The 15,815-nt window shown below is 73.0% G+C and carries 15 protein-coding genes; 3 read left to right on the plus strand and 12 right to left on the minus strand.

Features of this window, described 5'->3' with window-relative positions:
* Window positions 1–4: 4 nt before the first annotated feature.
* Window positions 5–637: a DNA-3-methyladenine glycosylase gene (locus O7623_RS06295; protein WP_282227640.1), complete on the minus strand. Its 633-nt coding sequence runs from the start codon at window positions 635–637 to the stop codon at window positions 5–7.
* Between the two features lie 32 nt (window positions 638–669).
* On the opposite strand from O7623_RS06295, the gene O7623_RS06300 reads away from it, so the two are divergent.
* Window positions 670–1,017, plus strand: a complete 348-nt coding sequence (locus O7623_RS06300; protein WP_282227641.1) for an antibiotic biosynthesis monooxygenase — start codon at window positions 670–672, stop codon at window positions 1,015–1,017.
* Between the two features lie 53 nt (window positions 1,018–1,070).
* Here the strand turns inward: O7623_RS06300 and argH are convergent, their stop codons facing one another.
* The 9 genes from argH to O7623_RS06345 form a co-directional block, all read right to left on the minus strand.
* Complete coding sequence (gene argH, locus O7623_RS06305) at window positions 1,071–2,534, minus strand: argininosuccinate lyase (RefSeq protein ID WP_282227642.1); 1,464 nt, start codon at window positions 2,532–2,534, stop codon at window positions 1,071–1,073.
* Window positions 2,535–2,542: 8 nt separating this feature from the next.
* Window positions 2,543–3,754 carry an argininosuccinate synthase gene (locus O7623_RS06310; RefSeq protein WP_282227643.1) on the minus strand — a complete coding sequence of 404 codons (1,212 nt, stop codon included), beginning with the start codon at window positions 3,752–3,754 and terminating at the stop codon, window positions 2,543–2,545.
* A 147-nt stretch (window positions 3,755–3,901) separates the two neighbouring features.
* A complete protein-coding gene (locus O7623_RS06315) occupies window positions 3,902–4,411 on the minus strand; it encodes an arginine repressor (protein ID WP_282227644.1) in 510 nt (169 codons plus the stop codon).
* Entirely contained in the window at window positions 4,408–5,361 is a 954-nt protein-coding gene (gene argF / locus O7623_RS06320; protein WP_282227645.1) for an ornithine carbamoyltransferase, read from the minus strand. The genes O7623_RS06315 and argF overlap by 4 nt, the downstream gene beginning before the upstream one ends.
* Complete coding sequence (locus O7623_RS06325; RefSeq protein ID WP_282227646.1) at window positions 5,358–6,584, minus strand: acetylornithine transaminase; 1,227 nt, start codon at window positions 6,582–6,584, stop codon at window positions 5,358–5,360. Before O7623_RS06325 ends, argF begins: the two co-directional genes overlap by 4 nt.
* Window positions 6,585–7,505: an acetylglutamate kinase gene (gene argB / locus O7623_RS06330; RefSeq protein WP_282227647.1), complete on the minus strand. Its 921-nt coding sequence runs from the start codon at window positions 7,503–7,505 to the stop codon at window positions 6,585–6,587.
* Window positions 7,502–8,680: a bifunctional glutamate N-acetyltransferase/amino-acid acetyltransferase ArgJ gene (gene argJ / locus O7623_RS06335; RefSeq protein ID WP_282227648.1), complete on the minus strand. Its 1,179-nt coding sequence runs from the start codon at window positions 8,678–8,680 to the stop codon at window positions 7,502–7,504. Before argJ ends, argB begins: the two co-directional genes overlap by 4 nt.
* Window positions 8,677–9,762, minus strand: a complete 1,086-nt coding sequence (gene argC / locus O7623_RS06340; protein WP_282227649.1) for an N-acetyl-gamma-glutamyl-phosphate reductase — start codon at window positions 9,760–9,762, stop codon at window positions 8,677–8,679. The genes argJ and argC overlap by 4 nt, the downstream gene beginning before the upstream one ends.
* Before the next feature lie 193 nt (window positions 9,763–9,955).
* On the minus strand, window positions 9,956–10,240 hold the full coding sequence (locus tag O7623_RS06345; protein WP_282227650.1) for a DUF427 domain-containing protein: 285 nt from the start codon (window positions 10,238–10,240) through the stop codon (window positions 9,956–9,958).
* Window positions 10,241–10,694: 454 nt separating this feature from the next.
* Between O7623_RS06345 and O7623_RS06350 the strand changes: the two genes are divergently transcribed.
* The gene (locus O7623_RS06350) at window positions 10,695–10,907 is read left to right on the plus strand and encodes a hypothetical protein (protein ID WP_282227651.1); all 213 of its coding nucleotides are present in this window, start codon (window positions 10,695–10,697) and stop codon (window positions 10,905–10,907) included.
* Here the strand turns inward: O7623_RS06350 and O7623_RS06355 are convergent.
* The gene (locus O7623_RS06355) at window positions 10,896–11,327 is read right to left on the minus strand and encodes a hypothetical protein (protein WP_282227652.1); all 432 of its coding nucleotides are present in this window, start codon (window positions 11,325–11,327) and stop codon (window positions 10,896–10,898) included. The genes O7623_RS06350 and O7623_RS06355 overlap by 12 nt on opposite strands.
* Window positions 11,328–11,814: 487 nt before the next feature.
* Here O7623_RS06355 and O7623_RS06360 point away from each other — a divergent pair, with 487 nt between their 5' ends.
* Complete coding sequence (locus O7623_RS06360; protein ID WP_282227653.1) at window positions 11,815–13,158, plus strand: SGNH/GDSL hydrolase family protein; 1,344 nt, start codon at window positions 11,815–11,817, stop codon at window positions 13,156–13,158.
* 76 nt (window positions 13,159–13,234) lie between these two features.
* On the opposite strand, the gene O7623_RS06365 is transcribed toward O7623_RS06360, so the two are convergent.
* The gene (locus tag O7623_RS06365; RefSeq protein ID WP_282227654.1) at window positions 13,235–15,814 is read right to left on the minus strand and encodes a phenylalanine--tRNA ligase subunit beta; all 2,580 of its coding nucleotides are present in this window, start codon (window positions 15,812–15,814) and stop codon (window positions 13,235–13,237) included.
* Between the last annotated feature and the right edge of the window lies 1 nt (window position 15,815).

A 15,815-nucleotide genomic window follows, 5' to 3' on the forward strand; every position in this document is an offset into this window, starting at 1 on the left:
CGGCTCACCGCCGGGCGGTGCGCTGGCGGGGCGCGGCACGACGGTACGCGCTGACGGTCGGGTCGCCGGCCAGCCAGAACCGCCACGGGGTCTGCTGCGCCGCACCCACCCCGACCCGAGGTCCGCTGCGGACCGCCGCGACCTCGACCGGGTCGGACGGTGCGATCAGCGACGCGGGGCCCGAGCCGTCGAGCACCGACGTGTCGTTGGCCGCGCCGTCGAGACCGAGCGCGACCATCAGCCGGGCCGGCCCTCGCGCCAGGTCCCGGTCCGGCACCCGTACACCGCGCCGCCGCCGAGCGCTGCCGTGGCCGGCGACCACCGCCCCGGCCCGCAGCAGCACCGCCGCCGCCTCGCCCGGCGGTCCGGTCACCACGTTGCCGCACCAGTGCATTCCGTAGCTGAAATACGCGTAGAGGCGTCCGGGTGGGCCGAACATCACCGCGTTGCGCGGCGTACGGCCCCGGTGGGCGTGCGAGGCCGGGTCCGCGCCGACCCCGGCGTACGCCTCGACCTCGGTGAGCCGGACCGCGACGTCACCGGCGGTGACGACGCAGCCCAGCAGCGCGCGGGCGGCCACGTCGACCGGACCGGCGAGCACCGCCGCCAGGTCGCCGACCGGTACGGGTGATCTCATGGAGCAAGCACACCACACCCCGGGAGCGACCGATGAACCCCGCACAGACCCCGTCCCCGCCGTACCACCTGGTGGTCTTCACCTCCCGGCTCAGCCACGACGACCCGCAGGGCTACGCCGACACCGCCCGTCGGATGCTGGAACTCGCCGCCGCGCAGCCGGGGTTCCTCGGCGTCGACACCGCCCGCGGAGCCGACGGCCTCGGCATCACCGTCTCCTACTGGCGTGACGAGTCGTCGATCGCCGCCTGGCACCGGCAGGTGGAGCACCAGGCGGCCCAGGACGCCGGCCGGGCCCGGTGGTACGCCAGCTTCACCGTGCACGTCGCCCGGGTCGACCGCGCCTACCGGTTCCCACCGGCCGGCACCAGCACCACGTGACCGCACGGCCAGCGGGTGACCGCACGACCGGCTGACCCTGCGGGTCGGCAACCTCAGCGGGGAACCACCGACGCCGCCGCCCAACTCCGCCACTGGTCCAGCTGCTCCACCACGGCAGCCAACTGGTCGGCCACCGGCCCGGGGCCGGTGGAACCGGGCGTGGTCCGCGCCGCCAGCGCCGAACGCACCGACAGCACGTCGCGCACGCTCGCGTCCAGATGCTCGCTGACCAGCCGCAGATCGTCGTCGGAGACCTCGTCGAGGGCACATTCCCGGGCCGCGCAGAGCGCCACCAGCTTGCCGGTGATCTCGTGCGCGTCGCGGAACGGCACCCCCTTGCGGACCAGCCAGTCCGCCACCTCGGTGGCCAGCGTGAAGCCAACCGGAGCTGCGGCGGCGAGCCGGTCCACCCGTACCGTCATGGTGGAGATCATCCCCGCGAGGGCCGGCAGCAGCAGCGCCAGAGTGTCCACCGCGTCGAACGCCGGCTCCTTGTCCTCCTGCATGTCCCGGTCGTAGGTCAGCGGCAGGCCCTTGAGCATCGTCAGCACCGCGACCAGCCCACCGACGAGGCGACCGGACTTGCCCCGGGCCAGCTCGGCGATGTCGGCGTTCTTCTTCTGCGGCATGATCGACGATCCGGTGGCGAAGGCGTCGTCCAGCTCGACCCAGCCGAACTCCTGCGAGGTCCAGAGCACCACCTCCTCGCCCAGGCGGGACAGGTGCACGCCGATCATCGCGGTCACGAACAGGAACTCGGCGGCGAAGTCCCGGTCGGCGACCGCGTCCATCGAGTTGGCGAACGAGGTCTCGAAGCCCAACTCCTTGGCGACCACACCGGGGTCCAGCGGCAGCCCGGAGCCGGCCAGCGCGCCGGCACCCAACGGCGACACCGAGGTACGCGCGTCCCAGTCCCGCAGCCGGTCCAGGTCGCGCAGCAGCGGATGGACATGGGCCAGCAGCCAGTGGCCGAACGTCACCGGCTGGGCGTGCTGCACGTGCGTCATGCCCGGCGCCGGAGTGTCCAGGTGCCGCTCCGCCTGCTCCACCAGTGCCCCGGCCAGCTCGACCAGCTGGGCGGCCAGCCCACGGGCATGATCGCGCAGGTACAGCCGCAGGTCGGTGGCGACCTGGTCGTTGCGTGACCGCCCGGCGCGCAGCTTGCCGCCGAGCGAACCCAGCCGCTCCAGCAGGCCACGTTCCAGCGCGGTGTGCACGTCCTCGTCGTCGATGGTCGGGCGGAACGTGCCGGCGGCGCAGGCCGCCTCCAGGTCGTCCAGAGCGGCCAGCATCCGGCCCAGTTCGTCGGGGTCCAGCAGACCGGCGGCGGCCAGGACCCGGGCGTGCGCCCGGGAACCGGCGATGTCGTACGGCGCCAACCGCCAGTCGAACTGGACGCTGACCGACAACCGGGCCAGGGCCTCGGCCGGGCCGCCGGCGAAGCGGCCACCCCACAGACTGGTGCGGTTCGGGCTGGCGGTGTTCGCGGTCAGGTTCTTGTCGTCCACGGCGACCATTGTGCTGATCAGCTCCCGGAGCCCGACAGCCGGGCGTCGCGCGCCGTCGCCAACCGGCTCGGCAGGCCCCACAACTGGACGAAACCCCGGGCCAGACTCTGGTCGAAGGCGTCGCCGGTGTCGTAGGTCGCCAGGTCGAAGTCGTACAGGCTGGCCTCGGACCGGCGGCCGACCACGACCGCCCGACCCGCGTGCAGCACCATCCGGATCTCACCGCTGACGTGCCGCTGCGTGGCGTCGATGAACGCGTCCAGGGCCTGCTTCAGCGGCGAGAACCACAGGCCGTCGTAGACCAGCTCACCCCAGCGCTGGTCGACCGTACGCTTGAACCGGGCCGTCTCGCGTTCGACGGTGACGTTCTCCAGCTCCTGGTGGGCGGTGATCAGCGCGATCGCGCCGGGCGCCTCGTACACCTCCCGGCTCTTGATCCCGACGAGGCGGTCCTCGACCATGTCGAGCCGGCCGACGCCCTGCGCGCCCGCGCGCCGGTTCAGCTCCGTCACCGCCTGGTACGGGGTGACCGTCTCGCCGTCGACCGCCACCGGCACCCCGGCGTCGAAGGTGACGGTGACCTCGTCGGGGTCACGCGGTGCGGCCGGGTCGGCGGTGTAGGCGTACAGCTCCTCTATCGGGGCGTTCCAGATGTCCTCCAGGAACCCGGTTTCCACCGCCCGACCCCACAGGTTCTGGTCGATCGAGTACGGCGATCGGTGCGAGACGTCGATCGGCAGGCCCTTCTCCTGCGCCAACGCGATCGCCTTGTCCCGGGTCCAGGCGTGGTCACGGGCCGGGGCGACGACTTTCAGGTCGGGGGCGAGCGCGCCGATGCCGACCTCGAAGCGGACCTGGTCGTTGCCCTTGCCGGTGCAGCCGTGCGACACCACGGTGCCGCCGTGGCGGCGGGCCGCCGCCACCAGGTGCTTGACGATCAGCGGCCGGCTCAGCGCCGACACCAGCGGGTAGCGGTCCATGTAGCGGGCGTTGGCCCGCAACGCCGGCAGGCAGAAGTCGGCGGCGAACTCGTCGCGGGCGTCGATCACCTCGGACTCGACGGCACCGCAGTCCAGCGCCCGCTGGCGGATGACGGCCATGTCCTCGCCGCCCTGGCCGACGTCGACGGCGACCGCGATCACCTCGGCGCCGAGTTCCCCGGCGAGGTACGGAATGGCGACCGAGGTGTCCAGGCCCCCGGAGTAGGCGAGTACCACCCGCTCAGTCATGGCGTCGTGCTCCTTGTTCGGCATGCAGGTGTGCGGGATGTCCCGCGCTGATCAGGTGGCGGCCGCCGCTGATCAGGTGGTGGCCGGGCCGGGTCGGTCAGGTGGTGGCCGGGCCGGGTCGGTCAGGTGGTGGCCGGGCCGGGTCGGTCAGGTGGTGGCCGGGCCGGGCGGGGTCGCGGCCCAGGCGGACAACTTCCCGGCCAGCTCGGCGCCGCCGGCCGGATCCCGGGCGACCACCAGGATGGTGTCGTCGCCCGCGATCGTGCCGACCACGTCCGGCAGGCCGGACCGGTCCAGCGCGCTGGCCAGGAACTGCGCCGCGCCCGGCGGGGTCCGCAGCACACAGATGTTGGCGCTGGCGTCGACCCCGGTGAGCAATTCGTGCAGCAGCCGGACCAGCCGGGCCGGGGCCTGCTCTGACGGGCGCAGCGTCGGGTTGCCATCCTCGGGGATCAGGTAGACCGCCGGCCCGCCGTCGCGCCCGCGTACCTTGACGGCACCGAGCTCCTCCAGGTCTCGCGACAACGTCGCCTGGGTGACCTGCATCCCGTCGCCGGCGAGCAGCTCGGCCAGCTCGGTCTGGGAGCGGATCGCCTTGGCCCGAATCAGCTCGATGATCCGGGCGTGCCGGGCGGTACGGGTCGCCGGCCCGGTCACCGGTGCCCCCCGGCGGGTCCGTCGTCGCCGGACTGGGCGACCAGCCAGGCCAGCAGCGCCTTCTGCGCGTGCAACCGGTTCTCTGCCTGGTCGAAGACCGCGCTGTGCCCGCCGTCGAGCACGTCGTCGGTGATCTCCTCACCCCGGTGCGCCGGCAGGCAGTGCAGCACGATCGCGTCCGGTGCCGCGTGCGCCAACAGCTCCTTGTTGACCTGGTACGGCCAGAACGGGGTCCGCCGGTCCCGGCCGTCGGCCTCCTGCCCCATCGACGTCCAGGTGTCGGTGGCGACCACGTCGGCGCCGTCGGCGGCTTCCCGGGGATCCCGGATGAGCTGCACCGATCCACCGGTCCAGGCGGCGATCTCGCCGGCCCGGGCGACGACCGCCGCCGCCGGGTCGTAGCCGGCCGGCCCGGACACCCGTACGTGCATGCCGGCGGTCGCCCCGGCCAGCAGGTACGAGTTCGCCATGTTGTTCGCCGCGTCGCCGACGTAGGTCAGGATCCGCCCGGCCGTACCGCCGCAGTGCTCCCGCACGGTCAGCAGGTCGGCCAGCAGCTGGCACGGGTGGAACCCGTCGGTGAGCGCGTTGACGACCGGCACGGCCGACCCCGAGGCGACCTCGGCGAGCCGGTCGTCGCCGTACGTGCGCATCACGATCGCCGCGACGTAGCGCGACAGCACCCGACCGGCGTCGGCCAGGGTCTCGCCGCGCCCGAAGTGGGTGGCCTGGGTGTCGACCACGATCGGGTTGCCGCCCAGCTCGGCGATGCCGACGTCGAACGACAGTCGGGTCCGCAGGCTCTGCTTGTCGAACAGCACCGCAACCGAGCGGGGGCCGGCCAGCGGCCGGTGGCCGTACCGGTCGGCCTTCATCGCGGCGGCCAGGTCCAGCACCGCCGACTGCTCGGCGGGGCTGAGGTCGTCGTCGCGCAGCAGGTGCCGGGTCACGAGCCTTCTCCTGTGGTGGTGGCGGCGTCCAGCGCGGCAGGCAGCGTGGCGAGGAACCCGTCGGCCTGCTCGGCGGTGAGGATCAGCGGCGGGGCCAGCCGGATCACGTCCGGCTGGGCCGGGTTGACCAGGAAGCCGGCGTCGCGCAGGGCGACGGCGACCGCTGGCGCGACGGGCGCGGTGAGCACGACGCCGAGCAGCAGACCGGCACCGCGTACCGAGGCGACCAGCGGGTGGCCGAGCGCCTCGACGCCCCGGCGCAGCTGCTCGCCGACCCGTTTGACGTGGTCGAGCAGCCCGTCGGCGGCGATGGTCCGCAGTACGGCGAGCGCCGCCGCGCAGCAGACCGGGTTGCCGCCGAAGGTGCTGCCGTGGCTGCCCGGGGTGAGCAGCGCCGCCGGGGTCAGTCGCGCTGCCGGGGTGCCCACGCCACCGACCTGGGTGTCGGCGAAGGCGATGCAGGCACCGATCGGCAGCCCACCGCCGAGGCCCTTCGCCAGGGTGACGACGTCCGGGGTGATCCCGTCGGCCTGGTGGGCGAACCAGTGGCCGGTCCGCCCGACCCCGGTCTGCACCTCGTCGAGGGTGAGCAGGGCACCGTGCCGGGTGGTGATCTCCCGGGCGGCGGCCAGATAGCCCGGCGGCGGCACCACGACGCCGGCCTCGCCCTGGATCGGCTCCAGGATCACCATGGCGGTGCGGTCGGTGACGGCGGCGGCGAGCGCGTCGGCGTCGCCGTACGGCACGTGGGTGACCTCGCCGGGCAGCGGCCGGAACGGGTCGGCCTTGGCCGGCTGCCCGGTGAGCGCCAACGCGCCCATGGTGCGGCCGTGGAAGCCGTCGTGGGTGGCGACCACGTGGGTGCGCCCGGTCCGGCGGGACAGCTTGAACGCCGCCTCGACGGCTTCGGCGCCCGAGTTGCCGAAGAAGACCGCGCCGGGGCGACCGGTCAGCGCCAGTAGCAGCTCGGCCAGGGCGACCGGCGGCTCGGCGACGTACAGGTTGGAGACGTGCCCGAGTGAGCTGATCTGGCGGGTGACCGCCTCGACGATCGCCGGGTGGGCGTGACCGAGGGCGTTGACCGCGATCCCGCCGAGCAGGTCGAGGTAGCGGCGGCCGTCCTCGGCGACGACGGTGGCACCCTCACCGCGTACCAACGCCAGCGGCGGCGTGCCGTAGTTGTCCATCAACGATGCGGACCAGCGGTCCCGCAGCGAGGTCATTCAGGACTCCCCGTCGTTCGTCGGATCGGTGACCATGGTGCCGAAGCCTTCGGAGGTGAAGACTTCCAGCAGGGTGGAGTGGGCGACCCGGCCGTCGACCACATGGGCGGCGGGCACCCCGCCGCGTACCGCCCGCAGGCAGGCCTCCATCTTCGGCACCATGCCGGCGGCGAGGGTGGGCAGCAGATCGGCCAGGTCGTCGGCGGCGATCCGGCTGATCAGACTGGCGGTGTCGGGCCAGTCGGCGTACAGGCCGGGCACGTCGGTGAGGACGACCAGTTTGCGGGCCCGCAACGCGATCGCCAGCGCGGCGGCGGCGGTGTCGGCGTTGAGGTTGTGCAGGACACCGTCGACGTCGGGAGCCACCGTGGAGATCACCGGGATGCGGCCGGCGGCGATGATGTCGGCGACCGCCGACGGGTTGACCGTGTCGACGTCGCCGACCTGGCCGACGTCGACCGGTTCGCCGTCGACGTACGCGGGGCGACGCACCGCGGTGAACAGGTGCGCGTCCTCGCCGGACAGGCCGACGGCGTACGGCCCGTGCTCGTTGATCAGGCCGACGAGTTCCCGGCCGACCTGGCCGACGAGCACCATCCGGACGACGTCCATCGCTTCCGGGGTGGTGACCCGCAGGCCGCCCTTGAACTCACTGGCGATGCCGAGCCGGCGCAGCATGCTGGAGATCTGCGGCCCGCCGCCGTGCACCACGACCGGGCGGATGCCGGCGTAACGCAGAAAGACCATGTCGGCGGCGAAGGCCCGCTGCAGCTGCGGGTCGATCATGGCGTTACCGCCGTACTTGACCACGACCGTCTCGCCGTGGAAACGGGCCAGCCAGGGCAACGCCTCGATCAGGGTGGCCGCCTTGGCCTGGGCGACGCTGAGGTCACGGCTCAGCTGTCCATGGGAATCCGTCATGTCGAATAGGCCGAGTTCTCGTGCACGTACGCGTGGGACAGGTCGTTGGTCCAGATGGTCGCGATGTCGGCGCCGGCGTGCAGGTCGACGCGGATGTGCACCTGCCGGCCGGTCAGGTCGACCTGGTCGCGAGGCGCGGCGGCGGCCCCGTCCCGGCAGACCCACACGCCGTTGATGGCCACGTCGAGCTGGTCGGGGTCGAACGCGGCGCTGGTGGTGCCGACCGCCGCGAGGATCCGCCCCCAGTTGGGGTCGTTGCCGAACAGCGCGGTCTTGACCAGGTTGTTGCGGGCCACCGCCCGGCCGACCTGCACCGCATCCGCTTCGCTGGCCGCACCGACCACCTCGATCGCGATCTCCTTGGTGGCACCCTCGGCGTCGGCGATCAACTGCCGGGCCAGGTCGGCGCAGGCGGCGGTGACCGCAGCCGTCAGCTCGGCTGGCGTCGGGGTGACCCCGGACACACCGCTGGCCAACAGCAGCACCGTGTCGTTGGTGGACAGGCAGCCGTCGGAGTCGATCCGGTCGAAGGTGGTCCGGCAGGCCTCACGCAGCGCGGCGTCGAGGTCCGCGGCGTCGGCGAGCGCGTCGGTGGTCAGTACGCAGAGCATCGTCGCCATGGCCGGGGAGAGCATGCCGGCGCCCTTGGCCATCCCGCCGACCCGCCAACCCGCGCCGTCGATCACCACCGTCTTCGACCGGGTGTCGGTTGTCATGATCGCCTCGGCGGCGGCCGGTCCGGCGTCGGCGGACAACGCCGCCACCGCGGCGTCGACCCCGGCGAGCAGCTTGTCCATCGGCAGCCGTTCGCCGATCAGCCCGGTCGAGCAGACCGCGACCTCGCCCGCACCGACGCCCGCAGCCCCCGTACCGCCTGCTTTGGTGAGCGTCGTGGCGACGTGTTCGGCGGTGGCGTGGGTGTCCTGGAAGCCGCCCGGTCCGGTGCAGGCGTTGGCCCCGCCGGAGTTGAGCACCACCGCGCGCACCGCGCCGGCGCGCAGCACCTGCCGACTCCACCGCACCGGCGCGGCCTGCACCCGGTTGGCGGTGAAGACCCCGGCGGCGGTGGTGGCCGGCCCGTCGTTGACGACCAGCGCGACGTCGGCCGCACCGCTGGCCTTGAGTCCGGCGACCACCCCGGCCGCCCGGAATCCCTTCGGCGCGGTGACACTCATGGCGCAACCCCGAAGGCAGTCAGGCCGGTGGTCTCCGGCAGGCCGAGCATCAGGTTGGCGCACTGTACGGCCTGTCCGGCGGCACCTTTGCCGAGATTGTCGATGGCGCTGGTCACGATCACCCGTCCCGAGTCGACGTCGGTGGTCACCTGCAGGTGGCAGGCGTTGGAGCCGAGAGTCGCGGCGGTGGCCGGCCAACTGCCGGCGGGCAGCAGGTGCACGAACGGCTCGTCGGCGTACGCGGCGGTCAGCGCCGCGCGCGCGGCGGCGGCCGGGTCGGCGGCGGCCGGGTCGGCGGCGGCCGGGTCGGCGGCGGCCGGGTCGGCGGCGGCCGGGTCGGCGGCGGTGCCGGCACCGCCGGCCGGGCGGGCGGTGACCGTGGCCAGGATGCCGCGCGGCATCGGGGCCAGTACCGGGGTGAAGGAGAGGCTGGTCGCACCGGTGGCCTGCTTGATCTCCGGGACGTGCTGATGCGCGCCCACCTTGTACGGCGACAGGCTGCCCATCACCTCGCTGGCCAGCAGGTGTGTCTTGGCGGCCCGGCCGGCGCCGGAGGTGCCGCTGGCGGCGACCACCACGACGTCGGCGGGGTCCACCGCGCCGGCGGCGATCAGTGGGGCGAGCGCCAGGGTGATGGCGACGGCGTAGCAGCCGGTGGCGGCGACCCGGTCGGCGGCGGCGATCCGCTCCCGCTGGCCGGGCAGCTCCGGCAGGCCGTACGTCCAGGAACCGGCGTGCCGGCCGCCGTAGTAGCGGTCCCAGGCGGCGGAGTCGGTCAACCGGTGGTCGGCACCGAGGTCGACGACCTTGACCCCGGCGGGCAGCGTGGCGGCGATCGCGGCGGACTCCCCGTGCGGCAGGGCCAGGAAGACCAGGTCCGCGTCGGCGAAGCTGGCGGCGTCGGTGCCGGCGAAGGTCAGGTCGAGGCCGACCAGGTGCGGATGTACGGCGGCGACCGGCGCGCCCGCCTGACTGTGCGCCGTGGCGGCGACCAGATCCAGCTCGGGATGCCCGGCGATCAGCCGCAGCAGCTCTCCCCCGGCGTACCCGCTCGCGCCGGCAACGGCGACCCGGATGCCCATACCCACCTCCGCATTTCTATGCAGGGGACGGTATCAGGATGCAGCCCCCCTGGACAACCCCTTCCCAAGATCCCGACGATCTTGCACTTATCGATGAACAATTCGGACAAATCTTCTCGATAAGTGCAAGATCGCGGTGAACGGAGAGGGGTGGAGGGGTGGAGGGGTGGAGGGGTGACGTGAGAGGAGGCTGTCAGTCGACGACTTCGACGTCGCGCCAGAAGGCGACCCGGTCCCGGATCATGTCAGCCGCAGGCAGCGGCTCCGGGTAGTACCAGACAGCGTCGGCGCTGCGCTGACCCTCGTGTTCCAGGCTGAGGTAGGAGGCGTCACCCTTCCACGGGCAGTGGGTGTGGGTGTCGGAGTCGCGTACCAGGTCGTCACGCAGGGACGACCGGGGAAAGTAGTGGTTTCCTTCGACGACGACCGTGTCGTCGCTCTCGGCGATCACGAGTCCGTTCCAGATGGCCTTCGGCATACCGCCCAGCGTAGCCACCACCTGGCCCGGCGCGGTCGATGCCGAGGCGCGGACAGTTGATCCACAGCTGCCCATTGTCAGCCGAGGTCGACACACCGACCCTCGGACACGAGACACCTCCAGGCACCTCGGCGACGGGTGCCAGCGGACGTGTCGCAGCCGGCGATCGGGACGGCCCAGCATCGGCAGCATGGACCGGGCAGATCACCAGCAGAGCCGTGCGGGACCCGACAGGACAGTGGGGAGCACATGGCGGAGGACCGGAGCGACCTGGCGATCTTCGTCGACGTGCGCGGGTTCACCCGGTGGTCCGAGACGAACGAGGTCTCCATCAACCTCGACCAGTTCATCGCCGGCTTCCTCACGATCCTGCGGCGGCGCTTCCCCTCGGCTGGGGCGTCGTCTGCGGCAGGGTCATCCGCGCCGGCGCTTCTACACGATTCGGCAGGCCGACGTGCCGGTGATCCCGGGCATCCGGTTCCTCTGCCGCCGGGTCGGGCGCGGTGAGCCGTCCTCAGGGAACCACTCCGAGTTGCACCGGAGGAGCGAGGAGGAGTTCGCGGCGACCCCGGCCACGGAGTTCGTCGGCGGGTTGAAGGCCGAGGTGCTGGAGCTGCTGACTCACTACCGGCAGACCGGGCAGCGGTGGCCTCGGCTACCCGGGTGACGGCACGCCGAGCAGGACCAACAGACCGGCGACGGCACCCAGCAGGGCGGCAACGAAACCCAGACCCTCCCCGACGTGGCGCGCCAGGGTCGAACTGCGGCCCGGCGGCGGTACCGCTACTTCCGATCTGCCCTGGCGGTCGCCGGCCGGGGTCCGTGGTTGCGCGCCAAGGAGCCGCTCGATCTTGTCGAGGCGGTGCAGGTGGCAGCCGACAATCAGTCCTGGCCCCAGGTACGGACAGTCGCCGTCCTGCCACAGCTGCTCACCGCACCGCACGGGTACGGCGAGGACCGCGTACGGCAGCCCGACGGTGAGGGTGAGGAACCAGCCCCAGTGGGGCTGACCAGTGGTGAACGCCGCCACTGCCAGCGCGGCGATCGACGCACCGGCGACCAGACGCGTCGTCCGCCATTGAGGCACGCATGCATCCTAGTCGGAGGGTCGATCGACGCTGCGCCTACATCGGATCCCGAACCTGCCAAGAAACGGTCTCAGTGCTGGATGAGCCCGATGGTGAATGCGGCTTGTGTCGCGAGGATGCCGCGGTGCAGGGCGCGTAACGCGAGCGCGAGCGCGGCTGCGGCGGTGTGTCGGGGTGGCTGTTGCCGGTGGCGACGGCCGCCGCACACGTAAGTTCAGCGCGAGCGGTGCCGGTGCGGCCCGCTCAGCCTGAACGAACGCCGGCGACGCCGTCGACGCCGGCGAGGTCAGCGAGGTCAGCGAGGTCCCCTTGGCTCATCCCGCTCCGACGCATCCGCCAGTGCCGGATTCGGGAACCGACGGTACCCGCCCTGCTCACCTGCGCAGCGACCCCACACCACGGTCCACAAGTCTTAAAATATCGACTTTCCCCTATGCTTATCGATCGGTCTGACGTCCGGTCAGGCCGATCGACAAGGAGGTGGGCGTGCGCCCCAGCGACAATCACACCGACCCGGCCACACCGGCGGAACCGGTACGACGGAGCCGATCAGGCAGGCGGGCGGCGGCATTCAGCGGCGGCGCAGTCCTGGCGATCACCATCGTGGCGGCGCTCGCCGTCACCGTCGGTGGCGCAGCGCCCTCGGCACCGTCCGCGCCCGCCGGACCGGCCAGTGGCGACCGGCACGCCGCCACCTGGGTCGCCGCCTGGGCGCCGAGCCCGGTCGAAGGTAGCACCATTCCCTGGTCGGACTGCCCGGCCGGGGACGGGCTGGCCGACCAGACCGTCCGCAACGTCGCCTTCGTCAGCGCCGGCGGCACGGCGGTGCGGGTACGGGTCACCAACACGTTCGGCACCCGGGCGCTGAAGGTCGGTCGGGCGTCGGTCGCCATCCAGCGCGATGGTGCGACCGCTGTCGCCGGCTCGATGCGGGAGCTGACCTTCGGCGGGCAGCGGGAGGTCACCGTCGCCGCCGGTGGGCGGGCACTCAGTGACCCGGTGCCGTTGCGGGTCGCCGCGCTCAGCACCCTGCTGGTCAGCGTGTACGTACCGGAGCCGACCGGGTCGGTGACCAACCATCCGTTCACCGCCCAGGGAAACCACCTCGCGGCCGGTGACCGGGCGACCGCACCGACCGCCGACGGGTACGCCGACACGCCGTGCTGGATGCTGGTCGATGGAATCGACGTACAGGCGGGCCCCAGGGTCGTCGGGAGCGTCGTCGCGCTCGGCGACTCGATCACCGACACCGCCACCACCACCGGCAACGCCAACCAACGCTGGCCGGACCATCTCGCCCGCCGGCTACAGGACCGCCCCGGACCCACCCTGTCCGTGGTGAACGCCGGGCTCGGTGGCAACCGGCTGCTCGCCCCACGCGACGGGGAACCGTACTGGGGTGTGCCGGCGCTGGCCCGCCTGGAACGCGACGTCTACGCCCAGACCGGGGTACGGGCGGTGATCCTCCTGGAGGGCACCAACGACATCGGCTACAGCGCCCCGGCCGCCGACATCATCGCCGGCTATCAGCAGGTCATCGCGCAGACCCGAGCACAGGGGCTGCCGATCTTCGGCGGCACCGTGCCGCCGTTCGGCGGCTCGTTCCTGGACACTCCCGAGCGGCAGGAGATCTGGCGCGACGTCAACCACTGGATCCGTACCAGTGGAGCGTTCGACGGAGTGATCGACTTCGCGGCGGCGCTGGCCGACCCGGCCGACCCGACCCGACTGGCGGCCACCTACGACAGCGGCGACCGCCTGCACCCCAACGATGCGGGCTGCGCGGCGATGGCCGACGCCGTCGACCTTGCCGCACTGCTCCGGCGCTGATCACGGTCGCTTGAAGCCCCGGCCCGGTCCGCCACGACAACGGGCGGACCGGGCCGGGACTCCGGTGTCGGTACGGTCAGGCGCCGCGCAGGGTGGCGCCGAGCCGGGAGGCGGCCTCGGCGACCGCGCCGTCGCGGGCCGCCACCGCCTCCTCGACGGTCAACGTGCGGTCCGGGGCCCGGAACACCAGCTTGTACGCCAGGGACTTGCGCCCGGCACCGAGCTGCTCGCCGGCGTACACGTCGAAGAGCCGCACCGATTCGAGCAGCTCGCCGGCCCCGTCGACGAGCGCGGCGCGGACCTGCGCCGCCGGGGTGGCCTCGTCGACGACCAATGCGACGTCGATCAACGCCGGCGGGAAGCTGGAGAAGTCCGGTGCCGGCACGACCGGAGCCGGCGGTACCGCGTCCAGGTCCAGCTCCATCGCGCAGGTACGCCGAGGCAGTTCCAGCGCGGCGACCGCCGCCGGGTGCAGCTCACCGGCGTGGCCGACCACGACCCCGTCGACCAGCAGCTCGGCGCAACGCCCGGGGTGCCAGGGCGCGTACTCGCCGGCCCGGACCTCGACCCGGTCGGCCGGGATGCCTGCGGCGTCGAGCACGGTCCGACCAGCTTCGACGGCATCGGCCCAGCTGGCCGGGCGGCCCGTGCCCCACCAGCCACCCGGGGCCACCTCACCGGCGAGCACCACGGCGACGTGCCACGGCTGGTGCGGTACGGCGGCGTCGGCGGCGGCGAACACCGCGTCGTCGGGCCGGTCGTCGACGCCCATCGCCGGTGGCGCGGCGGCGTCCGGCCGGGGTTGGAACACCACGCCGATCTCGTAGAGCGCGACGTCGCGCTGCCCCCGGCCGATGTTGCGCCGCAGCGTCGCCAGCAGCGGCGGCAGCAGGGTGGTCCGCAGCAGCGGGTCGGTGTCGGCGAGCGGGTTGGCCAGCCGGACCGCGTCGCGGCGCGGGTCGTCGGCGGGCAGCCCCAGGTCGTCGGCGGCCTGCGGGGAGACGAACGGGTAGCAGAGCGCCTCGACGTGGCCGGCTTCGGCCAACGCCCGCGCCACCGTCCGGCGACGCCGTTGGGCGGCGGTGAGCCCACGCCCGGCCGGGGCCGGCGGCAAGGCGCTGGGCACGTTGTCGTAGCCGGCCAGCCGGACCACCTCCTCGACCAGGTCGGCCGGGTCGGTCAGGTCGGGCCGCCAGCTCGGCGGGGCGACGACCAGCGGCGCGGCACCGTCGTCGGGTGCCGACGCCGCCGAGGTGGCGGTGGCCGCCCCGGTGGCGACGGTGGTGGCGCTGGCCACCCCGGCCCTCGCGCCGGTCGCGACGGTGCAGCCGACGGCTTCCAGCAGTTCGACGACCCGCTGCGGCGGGTACGTCACTCCGACCCGGCGGCCGGGCAGCCCGGCGTCGATCACGATCGGGGTCGGCGGCGCGACGTGGTCGATGTCGAGGATCTCCGCGCCGGCGGAGCCGCCGGCGTACTCGGTGAGCAGCCGTACGGCGCGGTCGATGGCGACCAGCGGCAGCGCCGGGTCGACGCCACGTTCCCACCGCTTGGCGGCCTCGCTGAACAGCTTGTGCCGCCGGGCGGTGCGTCCGACCATCACCGGATCCCAGTGGGCGGCCTCGAACAGCACGGTGCGGGTGTCGGCGACCACCTCGCTGGTCTCGCCACCCATCACGGCGGCGAGTGAGATCGGCCCGGTGTCGTCGCAGATCACCATGTCCTCGGCGTCGAGGACGCGGGCCACCCCGTCCAGGGTGGTCAGCTTCTCCCCCGCGACCGCCCGGCGTACCACGAGCGGGCCGGAGATCCGGTCGGCGTCGAAGGCGTGCATCGGCTGGCCGAGTTCGAGCATCACGTAGTTGGTGATGTCGACGGCGAGGCTGATGCTGCGTACCCCGGCGGTGGTCAGCCGGCGGGCCATCCAGGCCGGCGTCGGCGCGGTCGGGTCGATACCGCGGACCATCCGGGCGGCGAACCGGTCGCAGCCGACGGTGTCGCGGACCTCGACCGGGTACGCCGGGGTATCGGTGGCGCCGGGTGCGTCGACCGCCGCCGGGTCCCGCCACGGTACGCCGAGCGCCTGGGCGAGTTCACGGGCGATCCCGCGCACCGACATGGCGTACCCCCGGTCGGGGGTGATCTCGACCTCGACCACGACGTCGTCGAGGCCGACGACGGGCCGGGCGTCGTCGCCGGGCGCGGCGGTGACGTCCGGGGGCAGCACGATGATGCCGGCGTGGTCGTCGCTGACGCCCAGTTCGCGGGCGGAGCAGATCATGCCGTTGGAGTTGCGCCCGTAGGTCTTGCGGGCGCCGATGGCGAAGCCGCCGGGTAGTACGCCGCCGGGCAGGATGACGACGACCTTGTCGCCGGGGGCGAAGTTGGTGGCGCCGCAGACGATTTCCTGTGGTTCGCCGGTGCCGTTGGCGGTGCCGACGTCGACCCGGCAGAACCGGATCGGCTTCTTGAAGCCGGTGAGCTCCTCGATCTCGCGGACCTCGCCGACGACGAGGGAGCCGGTGACGGTGCCGGCCAGGTCGACGATGGACTCGACCTCCAGGCCGAGCCCGACGAGGGCGTCTTCGAGTTGCTGCGCCGTCAGGTCGGCCGGCAGGTCGACGTGTTCGCGCAGCCAGGAGAGTGCGATCCGCATG

The organism is Solwaraspora sp. WMMD791 (assembly GCF_029581195.1).
Taxonomy (GTDB): Bacteria; Actinomycetota; Actinomycetes; order Mycobacteriales; family Micromonosporaceae; genus Micromonospora_E.